The following is an 18,647-nucleotide window of genomic DNA, read 5'->3' as shown; positions in this document are numbered from 1 at the left end:
TACTTATCCCTCCATCAGTAATAATTCCGGATTATTTAATAATCTCTTCATATGATTTAATGCAGTTTGAGCTTTCATGCCATCAACCTGTCTGTGATCATAGCTCAATGATAACGCAAGAACACGTGCCGGGACAACTTGTCCATCTCTTACAATTGCTTTTTCTTCAATGCGGCCGATACCGAGTATTGCAACTTCAGGCTGGTTGATTACCGGTGTGAAATGGGATCCGCCGGCAGAACCGAGGTTCGAAATGGACATGGATCCACCTTTCATTTCGTCACCTGACAGCTTGCCGTCACGCGCTTTTTCAGCAAGCGCGTTAATTTCATTTGAAATTTCGAACATTGATTTAGTGTCGGCATCTTTGATGACTGGTACAACCAGACCACGCTCAGTGTCTGCAGCAATACCTACATTATAGTAATGTTTCTGAATTATTTCCATCGTTTCATTGTCGATTGATGCATTCAGTTCAGGGAATTTCTTCAATGTTGACACAATTGCCTTGACTACGTATGGAAGGAACGTCAATTTAACGCCCTGCTCCGCAGCGATTTCCTTGAACTTCTTGCGGTGATTCCAAAGTTCGTCGACAACGACTTCGTCCATGTGCGTCACGTGAGGTGATGTCTGCTTGGAGTTTACCATCGCTTTTGCGATCGCTTTTCTCATGCCGGACATTTTCTCTCTTGTTTCGCGTGAACCTTGTGAAGCACTTGCAGCAACCTGGCTCTCTTCCTGAGTTTCTTCCTCGGAAGCCGCTTCTTCAGATTCTGATGCTGCCGGCGCATCGCCGCTCTTGAATGCTTCAATATCTTCTTTTGTAACACGGCCGTTTTTGCCTGACCCTGTCACTTCATTGATATCGACATCTTCTTCACGTGCAAATTTGCGCACGGACGGCATAGCAATTACACGGCCGCCGGAAGATTTTTTCTCTTTCTTGTCTTCAGACTCGGGCGCTTCTTTGTCTTCTTTGGAATCGTCTTTCTCTTCATCTTTGGAGTCATCTTCTTTAGAATCATCTTTTGATTCATCTTCGGACTTTTCTTCTTTTTTCTCTTCGTCTTTGGATTCCTCTTCAGATTCGCCGTTCTCTTCAGAACCGTCATCGATTGTTACGATCACTGTACCGACAGTTGTCACTTCCCCTTCAGGGACGTGAATTTTTGTCACTGTACCGTCGACCTGGGACGGGATTTCCACCATTGCTTTATCATTCTGGATTTCAACCAGAACGTCATCTTCTTTGATTTCATCGCCTTCTTCGACCATCCATTTAGCGATTTCACCTTCGTGGATACCTTCACCGATATCCGGCAGTTTAAATTCAAAAGCCACTGTAATTCCTCCTTTTATATGATCTTTATTTTAGAAATTATATACTTCTTTTGCTTTTTCAATAATATCATCTTTGTTCGGCAGCCATACTTCTTCTGCCTGAGTGAACGGATATACAGTGTCCGGAGCCGTCACACGCTTGATCGGCGCTTCCAGGCTTAAAATGACACGCTCTGACAGTTCAGCCGCAACGTTTGCTGCGATACCTGCCTGGCGCTGTGCTTCCTGGACAACGACCGCGCGGTTTGTCTTTTCGACAGATTCAATCAGTGTATCGTAATCCACCGGAGATACAGTTCTAAGGTCGACCACTTCTGCAGAGATGCCGTCTTCTTCAAGCGCTTCTGCAGCCTTGATCGATTCCTGGACCATCGCACCGTATGCGATCAGTGTCACGTCCGTACCTTCTCTTTTGACATTCGCCTTACCGATTTCAACCGTGTAGTCCTCTTCAGGCACTTCTTCACGGAATGAGCGGTAAAGTTTCATATGCTCAAGGAATATGACCGGATCGTTTGAACGGATCGCTTCAATCAGAAGACCTTTTGCATCCGCCGGATTTGAAGGGATGACCACTTTCAGACCGGGCGTCTGGGCCATCAGTCCCTCAAGTGAGTCTGCGTGCATTTCAGGTGTATGCACACCGCCGCCGAATGGCGCCCGGATAACGACCGGCATCGGCTTTGAAGCACCGGAACGGAACCGGTGTCTGGCTATCTGACCCGCTACCCCGTCCATTGCTTCGAATAAAAACCCGAAGAACTGGATTTCCATTACAGGACGGTAGCCTTCAAGTGTCAGGCCGAGTCCAAGTGATACAAGGCCGCTTTCTGCAAGCGGCGTATCGAATACGCGCTCTTCGCCGAATTCTTTCTGTAAACCTTCAGTCGCACGGAAGACACCACCGTTGACGCCGATGTCCTCGCCGAAGACCAGGACATTTTCATCATTTTTGAGTTCAGTGGCCATCGCTTCTGTGATCGCCTGAATCATTGTCTTTTCAGCCATTGTTTATTTCGACTCCTTTTCTTTGTAGACTTCATACTGTTCTTTTAGGTTTGACGGCATGTCGTCATACATGATTCCCATCAGATCTGTCACAGTCTGCTTGTCAGTGCCGTCTGCTTCTTTGATCGCTTTTTTAACATCTTCTTTGGCCTGTTCCATAATTTCATTCTCTTTATCTTCGCTCCAGAGATCTTTGTCTTCAAGGAACTTGCGGAAACGCACCAGCGGGTCTTTCTTCTCCCAGTCGGAATCTTCATCCGAAGTACGGTAGCGCGTCGGGTCGTCCCCGGCCATCGTATGAGGTCCGTAACGGTAGCACAGTGTCTCGATCAGTGTCGGACCATCGCCTGCCACTGCACGGTCACGTGCATCTTTTGTCACTTTGTATACGGCAAGCGGATCCATGCCGTCGACGTATACACCCGGAATGCCGGCTGCGACTGCCTTTTGTGCCAGCGTCTTCGCATTCGTCTGCAGTTCACGCGGTGTTGAGATCGCGTAGTGGTTGTTCTGGGTGACGAAAATTGCAGGTGCAAGATACGCACTCGCAAAGTTAATCCCTTCATAGAAGTCCCCCTGGGAAGTACCGCCGTCACCAGTGTAGGTGATCGCCACCGACTTCTTGCCACGTTTCTTTATGCCGAGCGCGACACCCGCGGTCTGCACGTATGAAGCCCCGATGATGATCTGCGGGCTTAAAGCGTTTACACCTTCCGGGAACTGATTCCCTTTGAAGTGTCCGCGTGAGAACAGGAATGCCTGAGTAAGCGGCAGTCCGTGCCAGATCAGCTGCGGCACATCGCGGTAGCCCGGCAGTATATAATCCTCTTTTTCAAGTGCGTACTGGCTCGCAAGCTGTGACGCTTCCTGTCCCGCAGTCGGTGCATAGAAACCAAGACGTCCCTGTCTGTTAAGTGAGATTGAACGCTGATCAAGTACACGTGTCCAGACCATGCGTGTCATCAATTCAACAAGTTCGTCGTCTGACAGGTCAGGCATATCGTCCTTGTTCACCACTTCCCCTTTTTCGTTCAGAATCTGGTACATTTCAAATTTGTTTTCGATTTCTTCCAGTGTTACGACTGGATCGAATCCTTTTTTAGGTGCCATTGAATGTTCACCGAACCTTTCACATTTTTTAATGTATATTTTTTAGCTCTTATCAATAATTTTATCACAGTCTGTTACAACAGTAAATTTTGCCGTTGTGAAACAGATTGATATAAACATTGATATTATAAGTTTATTTTTATGGAACAGAAAAATCTGTTATAGTACACTTTAAGATTCATCTAGAATTGCATACACTTCATTCTTCACTTCATTCAGACGTTCCGTCGCTGTCGTATATTCCTCCTGCAGCGTGGTCAGCCCGTCGTATTCCTCATTCAGTGTGTTAATATGGTCATCGATATCATCCTGGCTCAGATTTTCATCCTGCTGCAGGTATTCGAACAGCTCTTCCTCGCTGCCCAGGACATTTCTGAACGATTCCATCAGTTCATCATGCTTTTCATATCTGTCATTCGCCGCAGCAATGAGTGCTTCCGCCTGCTGACGGTATTCCTCGTTGCTGATGTCCCCGGTCAGTTCCCCGGCTTCATTTGCAACCTCTTTAGATTCTTCCATCACACGGGCCTCCTCGTCGATCAGTTCACGTCGCTCTGCAGTATTTTCAGCAAGCGACTCGCTCATATCACTCAGTTCGTCGCGCTCTGCAGAAGACAGATCTTCCTGGATCTCGCCGCGCCTGTTTTCAAGCCTGTTGAACTCGTCGCTGATATCACTGATCTCCGACTCCACATCCAGTGTTTCCTGGAACTTCACATAGAACGTTTCCAATTCATCAATCTCGTTGTTACAGGCCGATAAAATAAAAACCAGCCCCATCATCAAAGCCACAATTCTCTTCATTGATAAAAATCCTCCACAACATCAAAATTTAAATAAACCTGATACTGATATACACCACTCTTTTATAGTATACTATAAATATTCTTACACAAAAACAGGAGGGTTTATGTTGTTAACAATGAAAGATATCGTCCGTGATCCGGCACCTATATTAAGGAAGAAGGCAGCGGAAGTCAGTGAGATTGACGAAGAAACGATCTCACAGCTGAAGAGTATGAGAGAGTACCTTAAAAACTCACAAAATGAGGAAATTGCAGAGAAATATAAATTGAGGTCAGGCGTCGGCCTTGCCGCTCCGCAGATCGGTCTCGACAAACGCATGCTCGCCGTCTATATTGAAAATACCGAAGGCGAAGTCGAATATGACTACATGCTGATCAATCCGAAAGTGAAAAGCCATTCGGTCGCTGAAACATACATGCCGTCAGGTGAAGGGTGCCTTAGTGTCGATGAAAACATCGAAGGCCTCGTCCACCGCTACAAACGTATCCGCATCACAGCGACGACCATCGACGGCAAGCAGCTCGAACTGAAGGCGAAAGGCATGCTCGCTGTCGTACTGCAGCATGAAATCGACCACCTGGACGGCATCATGTTCTATGACCGCATCGACAAAGACTTCCCGAACGACCCGAAAATCGGCGCCGAGCCTCTGGAATAATAAAAACCCGTGGATTCACGGGTTTTACATAAAATCATCACGACGTTCTTTAAAAGGAACGTTTTTTTCATAAAGCAGCGGTTTTAATTCTTCAAAAGTATCGAGATGCAGCACTTCCGGATCTTTGTCGTAGCGCGGCCTGTGGACATCCACAGCAGTCACGTCGTCGTCATATTTATAATTCATGACCACCCCTTTGTCACGCACATTGAACTCCAAACCGGTAAAATTACGGTCTTCCCGTTCTTTTTCAAGCAATATCTGAGATAATAGACTTTGTGCTTTCACAAACTTCCCTCCAATCACTTCTATTATAAAGTCTTTGCATGCCGGCCGTCTATATTGTAAAATAAAAATAAGTATATATGGGATGTGGTCAATATGCTCAGACGGTTACGTCAAAGATGGAAGCAGAGACTCAGACGCATTCTCGGAAGAAAAGGTTTATTGGGCAATGAATTCTCGAGCAAAGATTAATCCGAAATTGTGCTTGAACGTCTTTAAGCACAATTTTTTTAATTATATGGATATAAAAAACTGACAAAACAAATGATTATATTATAAAAGGAGATAGTAACATGGCAGTATTCAAAGTATTTTATCAGGAAAATTTAACAGATCGTATCATTCGTGAAGATACGGCGACAAAGTATTTCGAGGCGGAATCGGAAACGGAAATCCGTCAGGGGCTGAAAAATTCGGGATATAACATTGAACTGGTTGAAAAGCTGAGCGATGCGCATCTGGATTATGAAAAAGAAAACAATGTCGATTTTAAGGTGGAGAATCTATAATGTCACTTGAAAAACAGGAAGTCGGCGTATTCGCGCTGGGCGGTCTTGGCGAAATCGGCAAGAACATGTACTGCGTCGAATATAAAGACGAAATCATCATCATCGATGCGGGCATCAAATTCCCGGACGATGAGCAGCTCGGTATCGACTACGTCATACCGGACTACAGCTATTTGATTGAAAACCAGTCGAAAATTAAAGCCGTTGTCGTCACACACGGACACGAAGACCACATCGGCGGCATTCCGTATTTACTGAAAGAGATCAACGTACCGATATATTCCGGTCCGCTCGCACTCGGACTCATCCGCAACAAACTGGAAGAGCACCGTCTCCTGCGTACTACGGAATTGAACGAAATCCATGAAGACAGCGTGCTGAAATTCGGCAATATGAGTGTCGATTTCTTCCTCGTTACTCACTCGATTCCGGAAGCGTACGGTGTCGTCGTCAGAACACCGGAAGGCAACATTGTCCATACGGGCGACTTCAAGTTCGACTTTACACCCGTCGGCGAACCGGCAAATCTTGCCAAGATGGCACAGCTCGGTGAAGAAGGCGTACTCTGCCTGTTGTCTGATTCGACGAACGCGACGATCCCGAACTTCACAATCAGTGAAAAGTCGGTCGGCCAGAACGTCGAGGACATTTTCAGAAAATGTACAGGCAGAATCATCTTTGCGACATTCGCATCGAATATCTACCGTGTACAGCAGGCAATTGAAGCTGCGGTGAAATTCGACCGTAAAATCTGCATATTCGGACGCAGCATGGAAAACAACATCAAGATCGGCACGGAGCTCGGCTACATCAAAGCGCCGCCCGAGACGTTTATTGAACCGAAAATGATCAACAAGATTGAAAAGCATAAAGTGATGATCCTCTGTACAGGTTCCCAGGGTGAGCCGATGGCGGCACTGTCAAGAATCGCAAACGGCACGCACCGTCAGATCAGCATCATCCCTGATGACACTGTCATCTTCAGTTCATCACCGATTCCGGGGAACACTTTAAGCGTCAACCGCACGATCAACTCACTGTTCAAAGCAGGTGCCGACGTGATCCACGGCCGTCTGTCCAACATTCACACATCCGGACACGGCTCGCAGGAAGAGCAGAAACTGATGCTCCGTCTGATCAGGCCGAAATACTTCATGCCGATTCACGGTGAATACCGCATGCTGAATCTGCATAAGCAGATGGCCATTTCAACAGGCGTCGAAGAAGACAACGTCTTCCTGATGGAAATCGGTGACGTCCTCGCCCTGAAGAGCGATTCAGCACGCATGAGCCACCGCGTCCAGGCGGGCACGGTATTCGTCGACGGCATCGGTATCGGAGACATCGGCAACATCGTCCTCCGCGACCGTAAAGACCTGTCCGAAGAAGGACTTGCGATCGTCGTCGTGTCCATCGACTTCAAGACCAAGCAGCTTTTGAGCGGTCCCGACATCATTTCACGCGGCTTCGTCTACATGCGTGAATCTTACGGACTCATCAGAAGCGCCGAGAAGAAAATCAAGGACGACGTGAACAAACTGCTGAACTCAAAAGACAAAGTCGAATGGTTCAACGTCAAGCAGCTGATCATCGAGGAACTCAGCCAGCATCTTTACAGAAAAACAAAACGCAGCCCGATGATCCTTCCAATGATCATGAGAATCAACGACGAAAAACTGCAGAAGAAAAAATAAAATTCTTGATGAATATCAAACCGCCCCATGCCGGGGCGGTTTTTTGAGGTGTTTATAAAATGGGGGCCTTCCCGTGTGCCGGGACGGACCGTTGGAGGCTGTACGGCTCATCCCACATGCCGGGACGGTCCTTTGGAGGCTGTACGGCTCATCCCACATGCCGGGACGGACCGTTGGAGGCTGTACGGCTCATCCCACATGTCCGGACGGTCCGTTGGAGACTGTACGGCTCATCCCACATGTTCGGACGGACCGTTGGAGACTGTATGGCTCATCCCACATGCCGGGACGAACCGTTGGAGGCTGTATGGCTCATCCCACATGCCGGGAAGGTCTGTTGGAGGCTGTATGGCTCATCCCATAACCTTTTTCTCGAAGTAATTCAGATCATCATCATTGCCGATCGAAATCAGCACATCGCCAGCGATGATTTTCACCGCCGGATCCGGGGAAACGATGATATCATCATCGCGTTTGATCGCCATGATGCTGATGCCGTATTCCGCCCGGATATCAAGGTCCAGTATCGAACGCCCGATCATTTTGTCATTCGCCAGATACTCGACGACCGAGTACTCTCCGCCGAGCTCCAAATAATCCAGTACAGAATTTGACACGAGCTTGTGCGCGATCCTCCGTCCCATATCGCGCTCCGGATGCACAACAAAATCGGCACCGATTTTTTCAAGCACGCGCGCATGGTATGAACTCTGCGCCTTCACCGTCACTCTCTTCACATCCAGATCCTTAAGCAGCAGTGTCGTCAATATGCTCGACTGGATATTATCACCGATCGCGACGACCACATGGTCGAAATTTCTGAGGCCTAGGTCCTTCAGCACCTGCTCCTCTGTCGTATCGGCGATCACCGATTCAGTCGCAATATCCTGAAAATCCTTCACACGCTCCGCGTTGACATCGATCGCGAGCACATCCACATCAAGCTCCCTCAGCTCCTCGACGATGCTTCCGCCGAACCGCCCGAGCCCGATTACCGCAAATTCCTTTTTCACATGTCTCAACTCCACTTCAAATTTAATTTGTCACTCCATATAATAAACTTCTTCAGTCAAAATAAAAAGCCGGGAACCATATAATAGTCCCGACTCCCTTTATTATCAGTATCCTTCTTCTTCTCTTCCTTCGACATAATCCTTATCGAAGATGAACAGTCTGAGCAGCAGGTACAGGCTCGGAATGAGAAGAACCAGTCCGAGTATGAAGACGATCGTCAGCGCAAACGCCATCGACTCGTTGACGACACTCGTGTTGATATCTATGAACGGATACAGAATGTACGGCAGTTTGCTGATGCCGTAGCCGTAGAACGCGAATGCGATCTGCAGCATGATCAAGATGAATGCCAGCCCGAGATTGCGGCGCTTCCAGAAAAGGAATATTGCGATCAGCATCGTAAGCAGGCTCAGGCCGAATAAATACCAGTAATCCTGCGCGGACTGGAAGTGTTCAAAGTTATGTTCCCGGAGGCTCAGAAATGTGAACTGGCTGATGACGATCATCGGCAGCGACCAGATCAAAAACCACTTTCTGAACGTCTCCATCGCACTTTTATTCTTCGCTTTTGATGCGTAGTAAGTGAGAAAGCCGCTGGACACATACAGTACCAGAATGATGGCCAGGAAGACGACCGTCCATGCATATGAACTGAACAGCAGTTCCTCAATGTCCAGCTGCACACCGCCCGCATCTTCATATATATAGCCGCCTTCTGAAATTACGAGGACGATCGACAGTGATGCCGGGATCAGAAGTCCCGTCACACCGTACAGAAATGCCCATGATTTACGCGGCTTCGTGGCACTCGAGTTGAATGCGTAATAGCTGCCCCGGATCGACAACAGTATGAGCGCGATGCTCCCCGGAATGAGCAGGCTTGTTCCGAGATAATATGCCGTATCGGGATAGAACCCGACGATACCGACGAAGAAGAACACGAAGAACACGTTCGTCGTTTCCCATACCGGGCTCAAGTAACGCTGGATGATATGACTGACTTTCTGGTGCTGACCCGTCTCCATCGCATAATAGTTGAAGAATCCGGCACCGAAGTCGATCGATGCCACAATTACGTAACCGTACAAAAATGTCCAGAGCACTGTAATCCCAATCATTTCAAAGTTCAGTTCCATCATTTTGCATCCACCCCTTCACCGTAATATTCCTCGCGTGAAGATTCAGCAGAACTGTTGTTGAACATTTTGACCAGTACGTATGAACATGTGAATCCGAGCACCGCGTACAGCACGATGAATGATACCAGCACGATGCCGAGTCCGTCCGCGTTGGTCACGGCTTCAGACACCCTCATGTATCCTCTGATGATCCACGGCTGGCGCCCCATCTCCGCTAAGAACCAGCCCGCTTCGATTGCCATCATGGACAATGGACCAGCCAGGAAATAGAGGTATAACAGCGCCGGATGGTGTTCATTGAACCTGGTGAACTTCTTGATGATAAAGTACAGCAGTGCCACCCCGAAGGCGTACATGCCGAAGACGACCATCAGATCAAAGAAGTAGTGTATCACCAGAGGCGGATGTTCATCCTCCGGTATGTCGTTCAGGCCCGTCACTTCCGTGTCGAATGAGTTGCCCGACAGGAAACTGAGCGCCCACGGAATTCTGAGGGCGTAGTTGACTTCCTGGTTTTCCTCATCCAGTACGCCGAATAAAACCAGGTCTGCATGCGTCTCGGTCTCATAATGCCATTCCATTGCTGCCAGTTTTTCAGGCTGTTCGTTGTGCAGGAATTTGGCCGAGAAGTCACCTGCAAGAATTGTCAGAAGTGCTGTGACGATACCGATAGACATCGTCACCTTCAATGCTTTCTTGTGATATTCGGCATCTTTCTGGAATTTATTTTTAATGAGTTTGAATGCCGCGATTGAACCGAGTATGAATGCCGCCGTCATATAGGCCGTCGCTACGACGTGGAACACACGTACATATACGGACGGGTTCAGCATCGCCGCGATCGGATCGATGTTGACGAACATTTCTTCAGACAGTTCGAAACCTGACGGCGTATTCATGAATGAGTTCACCGAAGTGATGAATACCGCCGACAATGTTGAACCGACAACGATTGGGATGTTCAAAAGCCAGTGGTGCCAAGGATTTTTGAAACGATCCCATGTATATAGAAAAATTCCTAAAAATATAGCTTCAAAGAAAAACGCGAAAACTTCCATAAACAGAGGCAGCGCGATGATCTGTCCGCCGAGCCTCATAAAATCAGGCCATATCAATGATAACTGAAGCCCGATGATGGTCCCTGTCACTACCCCGACTGCGATAGTCACCGTAAACCCTTTGGCAATCCTTCTTGCCATCGTAAGATATTGGGTGTCTTTCTTTCTGATGCCCAAAAACTCCATGACCATAATAACAATCGGTATACCGACACCAATAGTCGCAAAGATTATGTGGAAACCCAGTGTACTTGCCGTTATTATACGTCCTAAAAGAACCTCATCCACTTAAATCACTCCTTATATGCGTACCCTTAATTATATATTCAAATGTGTCGATTTCAATTGATAGCCAATGACAATATTGTGAAAAATTATGCAAATAAACTACTCAACCCTCATTGCATCGTCTTCTGACGCTTCTTTGACAAATGTATGGAATATAATCCCGATGATCACCATGACGAGCAGGCTCGTAATCGCGATCCGTGAAGCGAGCGGGCCGTACTGGCTGAGTGCGAGCGTTATCGTCCCGTATATGAACGGCCCGATGATGGCACTCATCTTCGCACTGAATGCAAACAGTCCGAAAAACTGCCCTTCACGGCCGGGCGGCGCGAGTTCGATGATCATCGTCCTTGAGACCACCCACACAGATCCCATGGCGATGCCGAACATCGATGCGGCAATCCAGAACGTCCACATCGGCAGCGGCACGGCGGCGACCGTGATTGCGGCTCCGAGTAAAATGGAAATGATCAGGAACGTCTTCTTGGAACCGAGGGCTTTATTGACAAAACCGAACACAAGCGCGCCGACGATGCTGAAGCCGGTGGCCACCATGAAGACGACCAGGAAATCGGACGGACTGAAGCCGACGACCGTCGTCGCGTACGGCTGCATCATGGCGATGGCGGTTGCCAGCGCGTCATTGACGAAAAAGTACGCAATCATAAAGAAGAAGATTGACGGGTAGCTCTTGGCCTCCTTGAATGTATGGTAAATATCTTTGTAACCTGTCAGGAAGGACTTGGATGATGACGTCGACTTTTTGACGTGTTTGTCCTTGTTGATGAAAAAGAGTGGCAGTGCAAATATGAGGAATAAAACCCCTGACATCCAGAATGTGTTGTGGACGCCCGCATCACCGACCAGGTACATGACGGTGATGATGCCGAACAATGTCCCTAGGTAGCCGAGCGCGACACCGAAGCCCGATATCAGCGGGATTTCCTCTTTCTTGCCGAGCGATGACAGCATGCCGTCATAAAACACGTTTCCGGAACTGAAGCCGAATTTCGCGATGACAAAAATGATGATCGTGATGACGAGGCCGTTCGGCAGCCCTAACAAGAGCCCCGTGTTCATATCGCCGAAGATGCCCATCAGTATGGCACCCGTCACCGTAATCAGCGTAAAGATCATGACGAAACGCTTCCGCCTGCCCGTCCGGTCCATGACCACACCGTAAAGCGGTGAAAATAATATGAGCAGCACCGCAGAAGCCGCATTCGCATAGGCGATGATCGTCGACGCAATCTGCTCAAGCTGCGGATTGTCCCCCACCACAGCTGTTATATACTGCGGGAAGAACAATGTGACGATATTCGCTGAGAAAATAGTATTTGCAAAATCGAAAAATGCCCATGCCAGCACCGGCAGAGATAAAAGCAGAGCCAGCGGTTTACGTGTCTTTTCCATATGGACCTCCAAAGTTATCATGTTCACTGCAGTTTATTGATTTAACGTTTATTACGTGCTCGCGCGGGTCGCGAGCATGTGTTAACAGGTACTCGCTACACCCACGAGTTCCTGCAGAAAGTTTAACAGGCACTCGCCACACCCACGAGTTCCCGCATACACATCCGCACTCACTCCAACCACTCAAAAAAGACACATGAACATCACACTGTTTTCAAGTGAAATTCATGTGTCCTTCGATTAAGAACGTTCAGTATATTCTTTGACCAGGGCAGTGACTGTGTCCGATTTTGGGGAACGCATTGCTGTATCTGCCAACTGCTCCATGTCAGTTTTCTTAAGGTCAGCGATCTGCTGTCTCGCTTTCAGCACGCTGCCTGCGCTCATTGAGAACTCGTCCAGCCCCAGACCGACGAGCAACGGAATCGCAGTTTTATCGCCGGCCATCTCACCGCACATGCCGACCCACTTGTCTTGGTCATGCGCCGCTTTGATCACATTATGGATCAGGCGCAGAAGCGCCGGATGGTACGGCTGGTACAGATAGGATACATTTTCATTCATGCGGTCGGCTGCGAATGTGTACTGGATCAGGTCGTTCGTACCGATGCTGAAGAAGTCCACAACTTTCGCGAACTCATCTGCAAGTACGGCAGTGGACGGGATTTCCACCATGATGCCGACTTCGATATCGTCGCTGACGTCGACACCGTCGGCCTTCAGTTCATCGCGGCATTCGATGAGAAGTGCTTTCGCCTCCTCGAATTCCTCTACCGTCGCGATCATCGGGAACATCACTTTCAAATGACCGTGGACGCTCGCACGGAGCAGCGCACGCAGCTGGGTTCTGAAGAGATTTTTATTATCCAGTGCCATACGGATTGCACGGTAGCCCAAAAATGGGTTCAGTTCTTTCGGCATATCCAGGTAGGACAGCTCTTTATCGCCGCCGATGTCGATCGTACGGACGACGACCGGCTTATCCTCCATGCGCTCAAGCACGGCTTTGTATGACTCATACTGCTCGTCTTCCGTCGGCAGCTCGTTTCTGCCCATGTAAAGGAATTCAGTACGGAATAAACCGATGCCTTCCGCACCGTTTTCGAGCACTATTTCAACATCTTCGGGTGTCCCGATGTTCGCACCGAGCTCCACTTTGATACCGTCGGATGTTGTAGTCTCATCATCTTTCAGTTTAAGTAATTCCTGTCTCTCTCTATCAAGTTCCTCAGCCTTGATTTCATAGGCTTTGATCTCTTTCTCGGTCGCGCCGACGATGACGTCGCCTTTCTCACCGTCGACGATGATCATATCACCTTCGGTGATTTCGTCCGTCACGCCTTTTGTTCCGACGACCGCCGGAATTTCAAGGGTGCGCGCCATGATCGCAGAGTGGGATGTGCGTCCGCCGATATTCGTGACGAAACCTTTGACAAACTGCTTGTCCAACTGTGCAGTATCGGACGGTGTCAGGTCATCTGCGACGATGACAACTTCCTCGTCGATGCTTGCCGGATTCGGCAGCGGACGGTCGAGAAGGTTTGCGAGTATCCGCTTGCCCACATCTTTGATGTCGGCCGCACGTTCACGCATATATTCATTGTCCATCGATTCGAACATCGTGACAAACTCATCACGCGTCTCAGCGAGCGCCTGAGGTGCACTGTAAGACTGATCCGTGATCTTCTCTTCGATCGGAGTGATCAGTTCAGGGTCTTCCAGCACCAGAAGATGCGCGTCAAAGATGGCAGCGTGTTCTGGACCCACAGCTTCCTCCGCGTGATTGCGTATTTTTGTTATTTCCACTTTTGTTTTATGAATACTGTCTTTAAACTTTTGAACTTCTTCTGCAGATGCACTGCTGTCAATTGAAGTTTCAGTAAAATTTAAATCGGGTTCGACAAGTGAGTACACTTTGGAAATCGCAATGCCGTCACTCGCCCCAATCCCTTTTAGTATTTTAGACATTAGCCAGTCAGCCCTTCATTACTCAGAGTTTCCGTAATCGCTTCAAGCGCCTCTTGTTCGTCGTTGCCTTCAGCGTATACAGTCACCTCGGAATCTTTGCCGACACCGAGTGACATGACACCCATGATTGATTTCAAGTTCACTTTTTTACTGTTGAATTCAAGCTGAAGTTCGGAATCGAACTTCGATGCCGTCTGTACAAGTATAGTTGCCGGTCTCGCATGTATTCCTGTTTCATCTGTTATAAAATATGATTTTTGCTCCATTGCTGATTGTCTCCTTCGTTTCATAGAATAAGGTTATTATTTAAAGTATGTTTACTTTATTTGATTTTATCATTATTAACAGATAAAAAGCCAACGAGATGTCAGCTTTTCATCATTTAAACAGTTTCTTCTTTTAAATAAGCCATGCAATGTTCGATATGATCATTACCGAGTTTCTTCATCAGGAAGTAGCTGACCGCCGCACCGAGTGCTCTGCCGACGATGCTGACCAGTCCGAATCGGCTGAATTTGTTCTTTTTGCTGATCCTCCTGAATAAAAACGGTGTCAGCCTTGAACGCACGATATCACTGCCGATACTCGTCGCCATGACCCATCCGCGGGTCATCAGATCATCATTCGTCGAAGCGACATCCTTATGCTCGATTTCAAAGATATTCTCGATATCATCATGAATATCGTTCATCAGTTTCATATCCGTTCCTATATCTAATAAAGGAATCGGCAGCACTGAAGCCACACTTGAAATCATCGCCTTTTTCTTGACGAGTGCCTGTGCTTCACGTTCTTTATCCTTCAGATTCTCTGCAGTTAGTGGATAATGGACCATTAAAAAACCTACTTTCTTCTGGAATTCTATCTAATGGTTCTAATACCCGTAATCACGAATTTTAATCGTTGCCGAGCTGAATCGTCACGACTTTCAAATACTTGCCGGCCTTATATCCTTTCACCGTTTTGAAGTCTTTCGGCAGCCCTTTGACGTCTTTCAAAGTGTATGCGATGCCCATACTCTCCAGTGTCTGGTCGATCTGCTTTTTAAACTGGTTCAAAGAAAATGTCTCCAGATTCTGGCTCAGAATCAGCTGTCCGTCCGGGCTTAAAATTTTCAACGATTCTTTGATCAGTTTTGGGTAATCACGCTCAACTTTGAACACTTTCTTCTTATTTCTGCTGAAGCTCGGCGGGTCGATCAAAATCGTATCGAACTGATGATTTTTCCGTTCCGCAAACTTCAAGTAATCGAAAGTGTCCATGATATGGATCGTATGATTGTCCGTCTTCAGATTGTTGACATTGAAATTTTCCGTAATGAGTTCCGTCGTACGGCCGGCAAGATCGACACTCGTCGTCGACATGCCGGACAGGGCCGCCGCAACAGAAAATGAACCGCTGTATGCAAACAGGTTCAAAAACGTTTCATTGTGCGAGTGTTTATTTTTCAGAAGGGACTTCCGCGTCTCCCTCTGATCGAGAAACAGTCCCGTCATCGGGCCGTCATTCAGATTGACGTTGAAGCGCATGCCGCTCTCCTGCACCTGAATCGTCTCCGCCTTGTTGCCGGTCACATGATTATTCTGGATCTGCATCCTGCCGTCGATTGAAAAGCGCGTCTGCTCCGTAATCGACTCGGGCGTCAGTTCCTCGATCAGCACATGCACGACCAGGTTGCGGATTTTATAGATTCCCGCCGAGTAATACGTGATGAACAGATGGCCGTTGAAGTAGTCGATCGACAGCCCGCCGATGCCGTCCCCGATTTCGTTGAACAGTCTGAAGACGTTCGTGTCGTCCTGATTGTAGAGCGGCGTCCGTTCGCTGATCGCCGCAACAATCTGCCCGCGAATAAAGTCCTCTCCGATTTCAATGTTTTCATCGGTGCTTAAAATCCAGCCGTAGGCTTTCTGTTCAAAGCTCATCATCGCGTAACCGATGAATCTGCCCAGGTAATCGGTCAGTCTGACCATTTCGCCGTCCTTTAAAAAGACGGAATCGCTCAGGTCGTCCCGGCCGATATCGAGCCTGCCCTGATGAAAGGGCCTTTCAGACCCTTTTTTCAATTGTATAGTATTCATTTATAAGCATCCTTTGTAATTAAAAACTTGTGGATAATGCTGGCGGCAAGTGCGCTTGTACGGCCACCCTCGTCGAGTGCCGGTGCGACTTCGCTGACATCGAAGCTGATCAGGTTTTCGAGCTTCGCCAGACGCCCGATCAGCCCGTGTATCTCCACCGGCGTAAAGCCATTCGGTGTTGCCATGCTGACGCCCGGTGCCGCATATTCTGCGATCGAGTCCATGCACAATGTCGCGAAGACGTAGTCATAGTTGTCAAGCGCCTTGAACATGTAGTCTGAAACCTTGTTCGAATCGCGGATATCATCCATCAGCGCATAGTTCACGCCGAGCGCATCCGCGGTGTCGAACAGCACGCCGGTATTGCCGCTGTGCTGGATACCCATGACGAAATAATCGACATCTTCATCCTTCGTCAGGATCTGATAGAACATCGTACCGGACGTTGCCTGCTGTTCAATCCTCATATCAAAATGCGCATCAAAGTTCAGCACCGCAATCTTTGCATCCGGGTGCACCTCCCTGACTCCCAGATAGTGGCCGTACAATGTTTCGTGACCGCCGCCGATAATGAGCGGAAAGTCCTTTTTATTTAAAATATCCGCAACCGCACTGCCGAGGTCCTCCTGTGAGTTTTCAAGGTCTTCCGTGCCCATCACGGTGCCGTAATCATACAGCGTGTCCGTGTACGGCATGCCCGCCAGTTTGTCGCGCACGCTGAACGGCCCTTCAGCCGCGCCCACGTGACCTTTATTCCGCCTGACACCTTCATCCGAACTGAATCCGAGGAAAACCGTCCCAGGTTCAGCCGATTCCTTCTGATCGTAATCTTCAATGACCTGGTGGATGCGGTCCTTCACATCCGGGTTATCGATCCGTGCTTCCATCTTGTGCTTTCTTATCTCTGTCAATTGTTGTCCCTCCATTGAATTCTTTAAAAATACTGAACAATAACAGCGGCGTCGTGAGAATCACGAGGACGATATTGAAAGGTAAAATGAATAATGACAGTTCAACATCTTTGAAAATTGTGATGTACAGACTGACCGTAAGCTTGAGCCACAGGGCCGCGATGACGATCATCTGCCGGTTGTAGTGGATATTTCTCCACGTGTTCATCACCGTGAAGACCATGTACAGCACCGCCAGCGTCAGCGTCAGGAACAGGTTGATCCACTCATAGATGTAATTCATCTGCGAAATCCTGAAATACCCTTCCGTAAAGACCCCCTGCCTGTTGTTGAACTCGACAAGGATGAATACTAGTACGAGGAACCCGAGCAGGAGCTCAAGATAGTTGACCTTCAGCCAGGATGGAATGTCTATTTCAATAAAGTCCTTCGCTTTCTTGAGCAGACGATTCCTGAACTGGTACATCTCTTCAGAGAACCCGAGATACTGGTTCGGGTTCAGCTTGTTGATGCCGCGTTTTGATGAGCGTGACATCTCTTCGGCCGACCTCGCCTTCGGCTTTTTGAGCAGATTTTTGGATTTCGACAGAAACACACCCACCCACAGCGAGAGCAGAGCCAGCAGCCAGATCAGTCCGAAGAACATGTTGATACTGAGCACATCCGTCGGATTCAGCGACTCGTCGATATTCGAGTACACCGCGTTCTGAGTAAAGAAATAAGCGATACCGTAAAAGAACATGATGATCATATAATGTTCCTTACGGTGTTTCGGATTCAAATATTCATTATATATGTTGTAGAGCAGGTGGACCATAAATGCGATGAAAAATAAAATCGCCCACCAGCCGTAAACCTGCATCATCAGAACAGTCGTCACCACAAAAAGCAGCAGTGATAATCCAAGAAAGAAAAATGACAGGAAGCCGTCATATTTGGTCGTATCCCTTACAGTCTGTCCGACTTTGAACATAAAGACACCAAACAGAATAAGAAGAATGCCGGCAATGATCGGGAAACCACCAATGATGATGGACAGCATATTCGTCACTTCAAGGAAAAATGCGTTGATCAGGTCGAGCACCGTCTCGATACTCTCCTCATCCACCGGGCTCGTATCAGATGTGCCGCGGATCCTGCCCGTATTGAACAGAATAAAAATCCCTAAAACTACAAAAAATAAGCCAAGCAATAAACTGATATGTACTTCACTCTGGCTTCTCAATTTTTTAAACATAGTGTTCACCTCAGTCCCTCACCATTATAGTTTAAATTGACGGATATTGCATTATTGAAGCCGTTCAAATTTCATATTCCTGCCCGACGGATTTTATTTCCAATATTTATGTTTTGAATGTTT

The 18,647-nt window shown here is 47.9% G+C and carries 18 protein-coding genes; 3 read left to right on the top strand and 15 right to left on the bottom strand.

All coding sequences use genetic code 11. The features are described from left to right. Positions 1-3 precede the first annotated feature (3 nt). The 4 genes from BLR15_RS00150 to BLR15_RS00135 form a co-directional block, all read right to left on the bottom strand. On the bottom strand, positions 4-1,344 hold the full coding sequence (locus BLR15_RS00150) for a dihydrolipoamide acetyltransferase family protein (protein WP_092983582.1): 1,341 nt from the start codon (positions 1,342-1,344) through the stop codon (positions 4-6). Between the two features lie 30 nt (positions 1,345-1,374). Next, positions 1,375-2,352: an alpha-ketoacid dehydrogenase subunit beta gene (locus BLR15_RS00145; protein WP_092983581.1), complete on the bottom strand. Its 978-nt coding sequence runs from the start codon at positions 2,350-2,352 to the stop codon at positions 1,375-1,377. Positions 2,353-2,355: 3 nt separating this feature from the next. Further along, positions 2,356-3,462, bottom strand: a complete 1,107-nt coding sequence (gene pdhA / locus BLR15_RS00140; protein WP_092983580.1) for a pyruvate dehydrogenase (acetyl-transferring) E1 component subunit alpha — start codon at positions 3,460-3,462, stop codon at positions 2,356-2,358. 171 nt (positions 3,463-3,633) lie between these two features. Continuing rightward, positions 3,634-4,266 carry a YkyA family protein gene (locus BLR15_RS00135; RefSeq protein WP_092983579.1) on the bottom strand — a complete coding sequence of 211 codons (633 nt, stop codon included), beginning with the start codon at positions 4,264-4,266 and terminating at the stop codon, positions 3,634-3,636. A 109-nt stretch (positions 4,267-4,375) separates the two neighbouring features. On the opposite strand from BLR15_RS00135, the gene def reads away from it, so the two are divergent. Beyond that, positions 4,376-4,927, top strand: a complete 552-nt coding sequence (gene def / locus BLR15_RS00130) for a peptide deformylase (protein ID WP_092983578.1) — start codon at positions 4,376-4,378, stop codon at positions 4,925-4,927. Between the two features lie 24 nt (positions 4,928-4,951). Here def and BLR15_RS00125 read toward each other — a convergent pair whose 3' ends face one another. After that, positions 4,952-5,215: a hypothetical protein gene (locus BLR15_RS00125; protein ID WP_092983577.1), complete on the bottom strand. Its 264-nt coding sequence runs from the start codon at positions 5,213-5,215 to the stop codon at positions 4,952-4,954. 290 nt (positions 5,216-5,505) lie between these two features. On the opposite strand from BLR15_RS00125, the gene BLR15_RS00120 reads away from it, so the two are divergent. Both BLR15_RS00120 and rnjA read left to right on the top strand, forming a co-directional pair. Continuing rightward, entirely contained in the window at positions 5,506-5,721 is a 216-nt protein-coding gene (locus BLR15_RS00120) for a DNA-dependent RNA polymerase subunit epsilon (protein WP_092983576.1), read from the top strand. Further along, the gene (rnjA, locus tag BLR15_RS00115; protein ID WP_092983575.1) at positions 5,721-7,415 is read left to right on the top strand and encodes a ribonuclease J1; all 1,695 of its coding nucleotides are present in this window, start codon (positions 5,721-5,723) and stop codon (positions 7,413-7,415) included. Before BLR15_RS00120 ends, rnjA begins: the two co-directional genes overlap by 1 nt. 353 nt (positions 7,416-7,768) lie before the next feature. Here the strand turns inward: rnjA and BLR15_RS00110 are convergent, their stop codons facing one another. The 10 genes from BLR15_RS00110 to auxA form a co-directional block, all read right to left on the bottom strand. Then, positions 7,769-8,428: a potassium channel family protein gene (locus BLR15_RS00110; RefSeq protein ID WP_092983574.1), complete on the bottom strand. Its 660-nt coding sequence runs from the start codon at positions 8,426-8,428 to the stop codon at positions 7,769-7,771. A 105-nt stretch (positions 8,429-8,533) separates the two neighbouring features. Continuing rightward, positions 8,534-9,559 carry a cytochrome d ubiquinol oxidase subunit II gene (locus BLR15_RS00105; RefSeq protein ID WP_092983948.1) on the bottom strand — a complete coding sequence of 342 codons (1,026 nt, stop codon included), beginning with the start codon at positions 9,557-9,559 and terminating at the stop codon, positions 8,534-8,536. Between the two features lie 5 nt (positions 9,560-9,564). Continuing rightward, a complete protein-coding gene (locus tag BLR15_RS00100; protein ID WP_092983573.1) occupies positions 9,565-10,914 on the bottom strand; it encodes a cytochrome ubiquinol oxidase subunit I in 1,350 nt (449 codons plus the stop codon). A 99-nt stretch (positions 10,915-11,013) separates the two neighbouring features. Further along, positions 11,014-12,327 (bottom strand): MFS transporter, encoded by a 1,314-nt coding sequence (locus BLR15_RS00095; RefSeq protein ID WP_245696431.1) that lies wholly within the window; start codon positions 12,325-12,327, stop codon positions 11,014-11,016. Between the two features lie 240 nt (positions 12,328-12,567). Next, positions 12,568-14,295, bottom strand: a complete 1,728-nt coding sequence (gene ptsP / locus BLR15_RS00090; protein ID WP_092983571.1) for a phosphoenolpyruvate--protein phosphotransferase — start codon at positions 14,293-14,295, stop codon at positions 12,568-12,570. Beyond that, positions 14,295-14,561: a phosphocarrier protein HPr gene (locus tag BLR15_RS00085; protein ID WP_092983570.1), complete on the bottom strand. Its 267-nt coding sequence runs from the start codon at positions 14,559-14,561 to the stop codon at positions 14,295-14,297. Before BLR15_RS00085 ends, ptsP begins: the two co-directional genes overlap by 1 nt. Before the next feature lie 116 nt (positions 14,562-14,677). Further along, positions 14,678-15,130, bottom strand: a complete 453-nt coding sequence (locus BLR15_RS00080; protein WP_092983569.1) for a hypothetical protein — start codon at positions 15,128-15,130, stop codon at positions 14,678-14,680. A gap of 61 nt (positions 15,131-15,191) precedes the next feature. Further along, on the bottom strand, positions 15,192-16,376 hold the full coding sequence (locus tag BLR15_RS00075) for a class I SAM-dependent rRNA methyltransferase (protein ID WP_092983568.1): 1,185 nt from the start codon (positions 16,374-16,376) through the stop codon (positions 15,192-15,194). Next, the gene (hutG, locus tag BLR15_RS00070) at positions 16,373-17,287 is read right to left on the bottom strand and encodes a formimidoylglutamase (protein ID WP_245696430.1); all 915 of its coding nucleotides are present in this window, start codon (positions 17,285-17,287) and stop codon (positions 16,373-16,375) included. The genes BLR15_RS00075 and hutG overlap by 4 nt, the downstream gene beginning before the upstream one ends. Continuing rightward, on the bottom strand, positions 17,244-18,524 hold the full coding sequence (gene auxA, locus BLR15_RS00065) for a lipoteichoic acid stability factor AuxA (protein WP_092983566.1): 1,281 nt from the start codon (positions 18,522-18,524) through the stop codon (positions 17,244-17,246). Before auxA ends, hutG begins: the two co-directional genes overlap by 44 nt. Positions 18,525-18,647: the final 123 nt, after the last annotated feature.

Origin of the sequence: Lacicoccus qingdaonensis, assembly GCF_900101075.1 — a bacterium.
GTDB lineage: Bacteria > Bacillota > Bacilli > Staphylococcales > Salinicoccaceae > Lacicoccus > Lacicoccus qingdaonensis.
The sequence above is the reverse complement of the archived record's forward strand: the minus strand, read 5'-3'. Positions and strand labels throughout refer to the sequence as shown.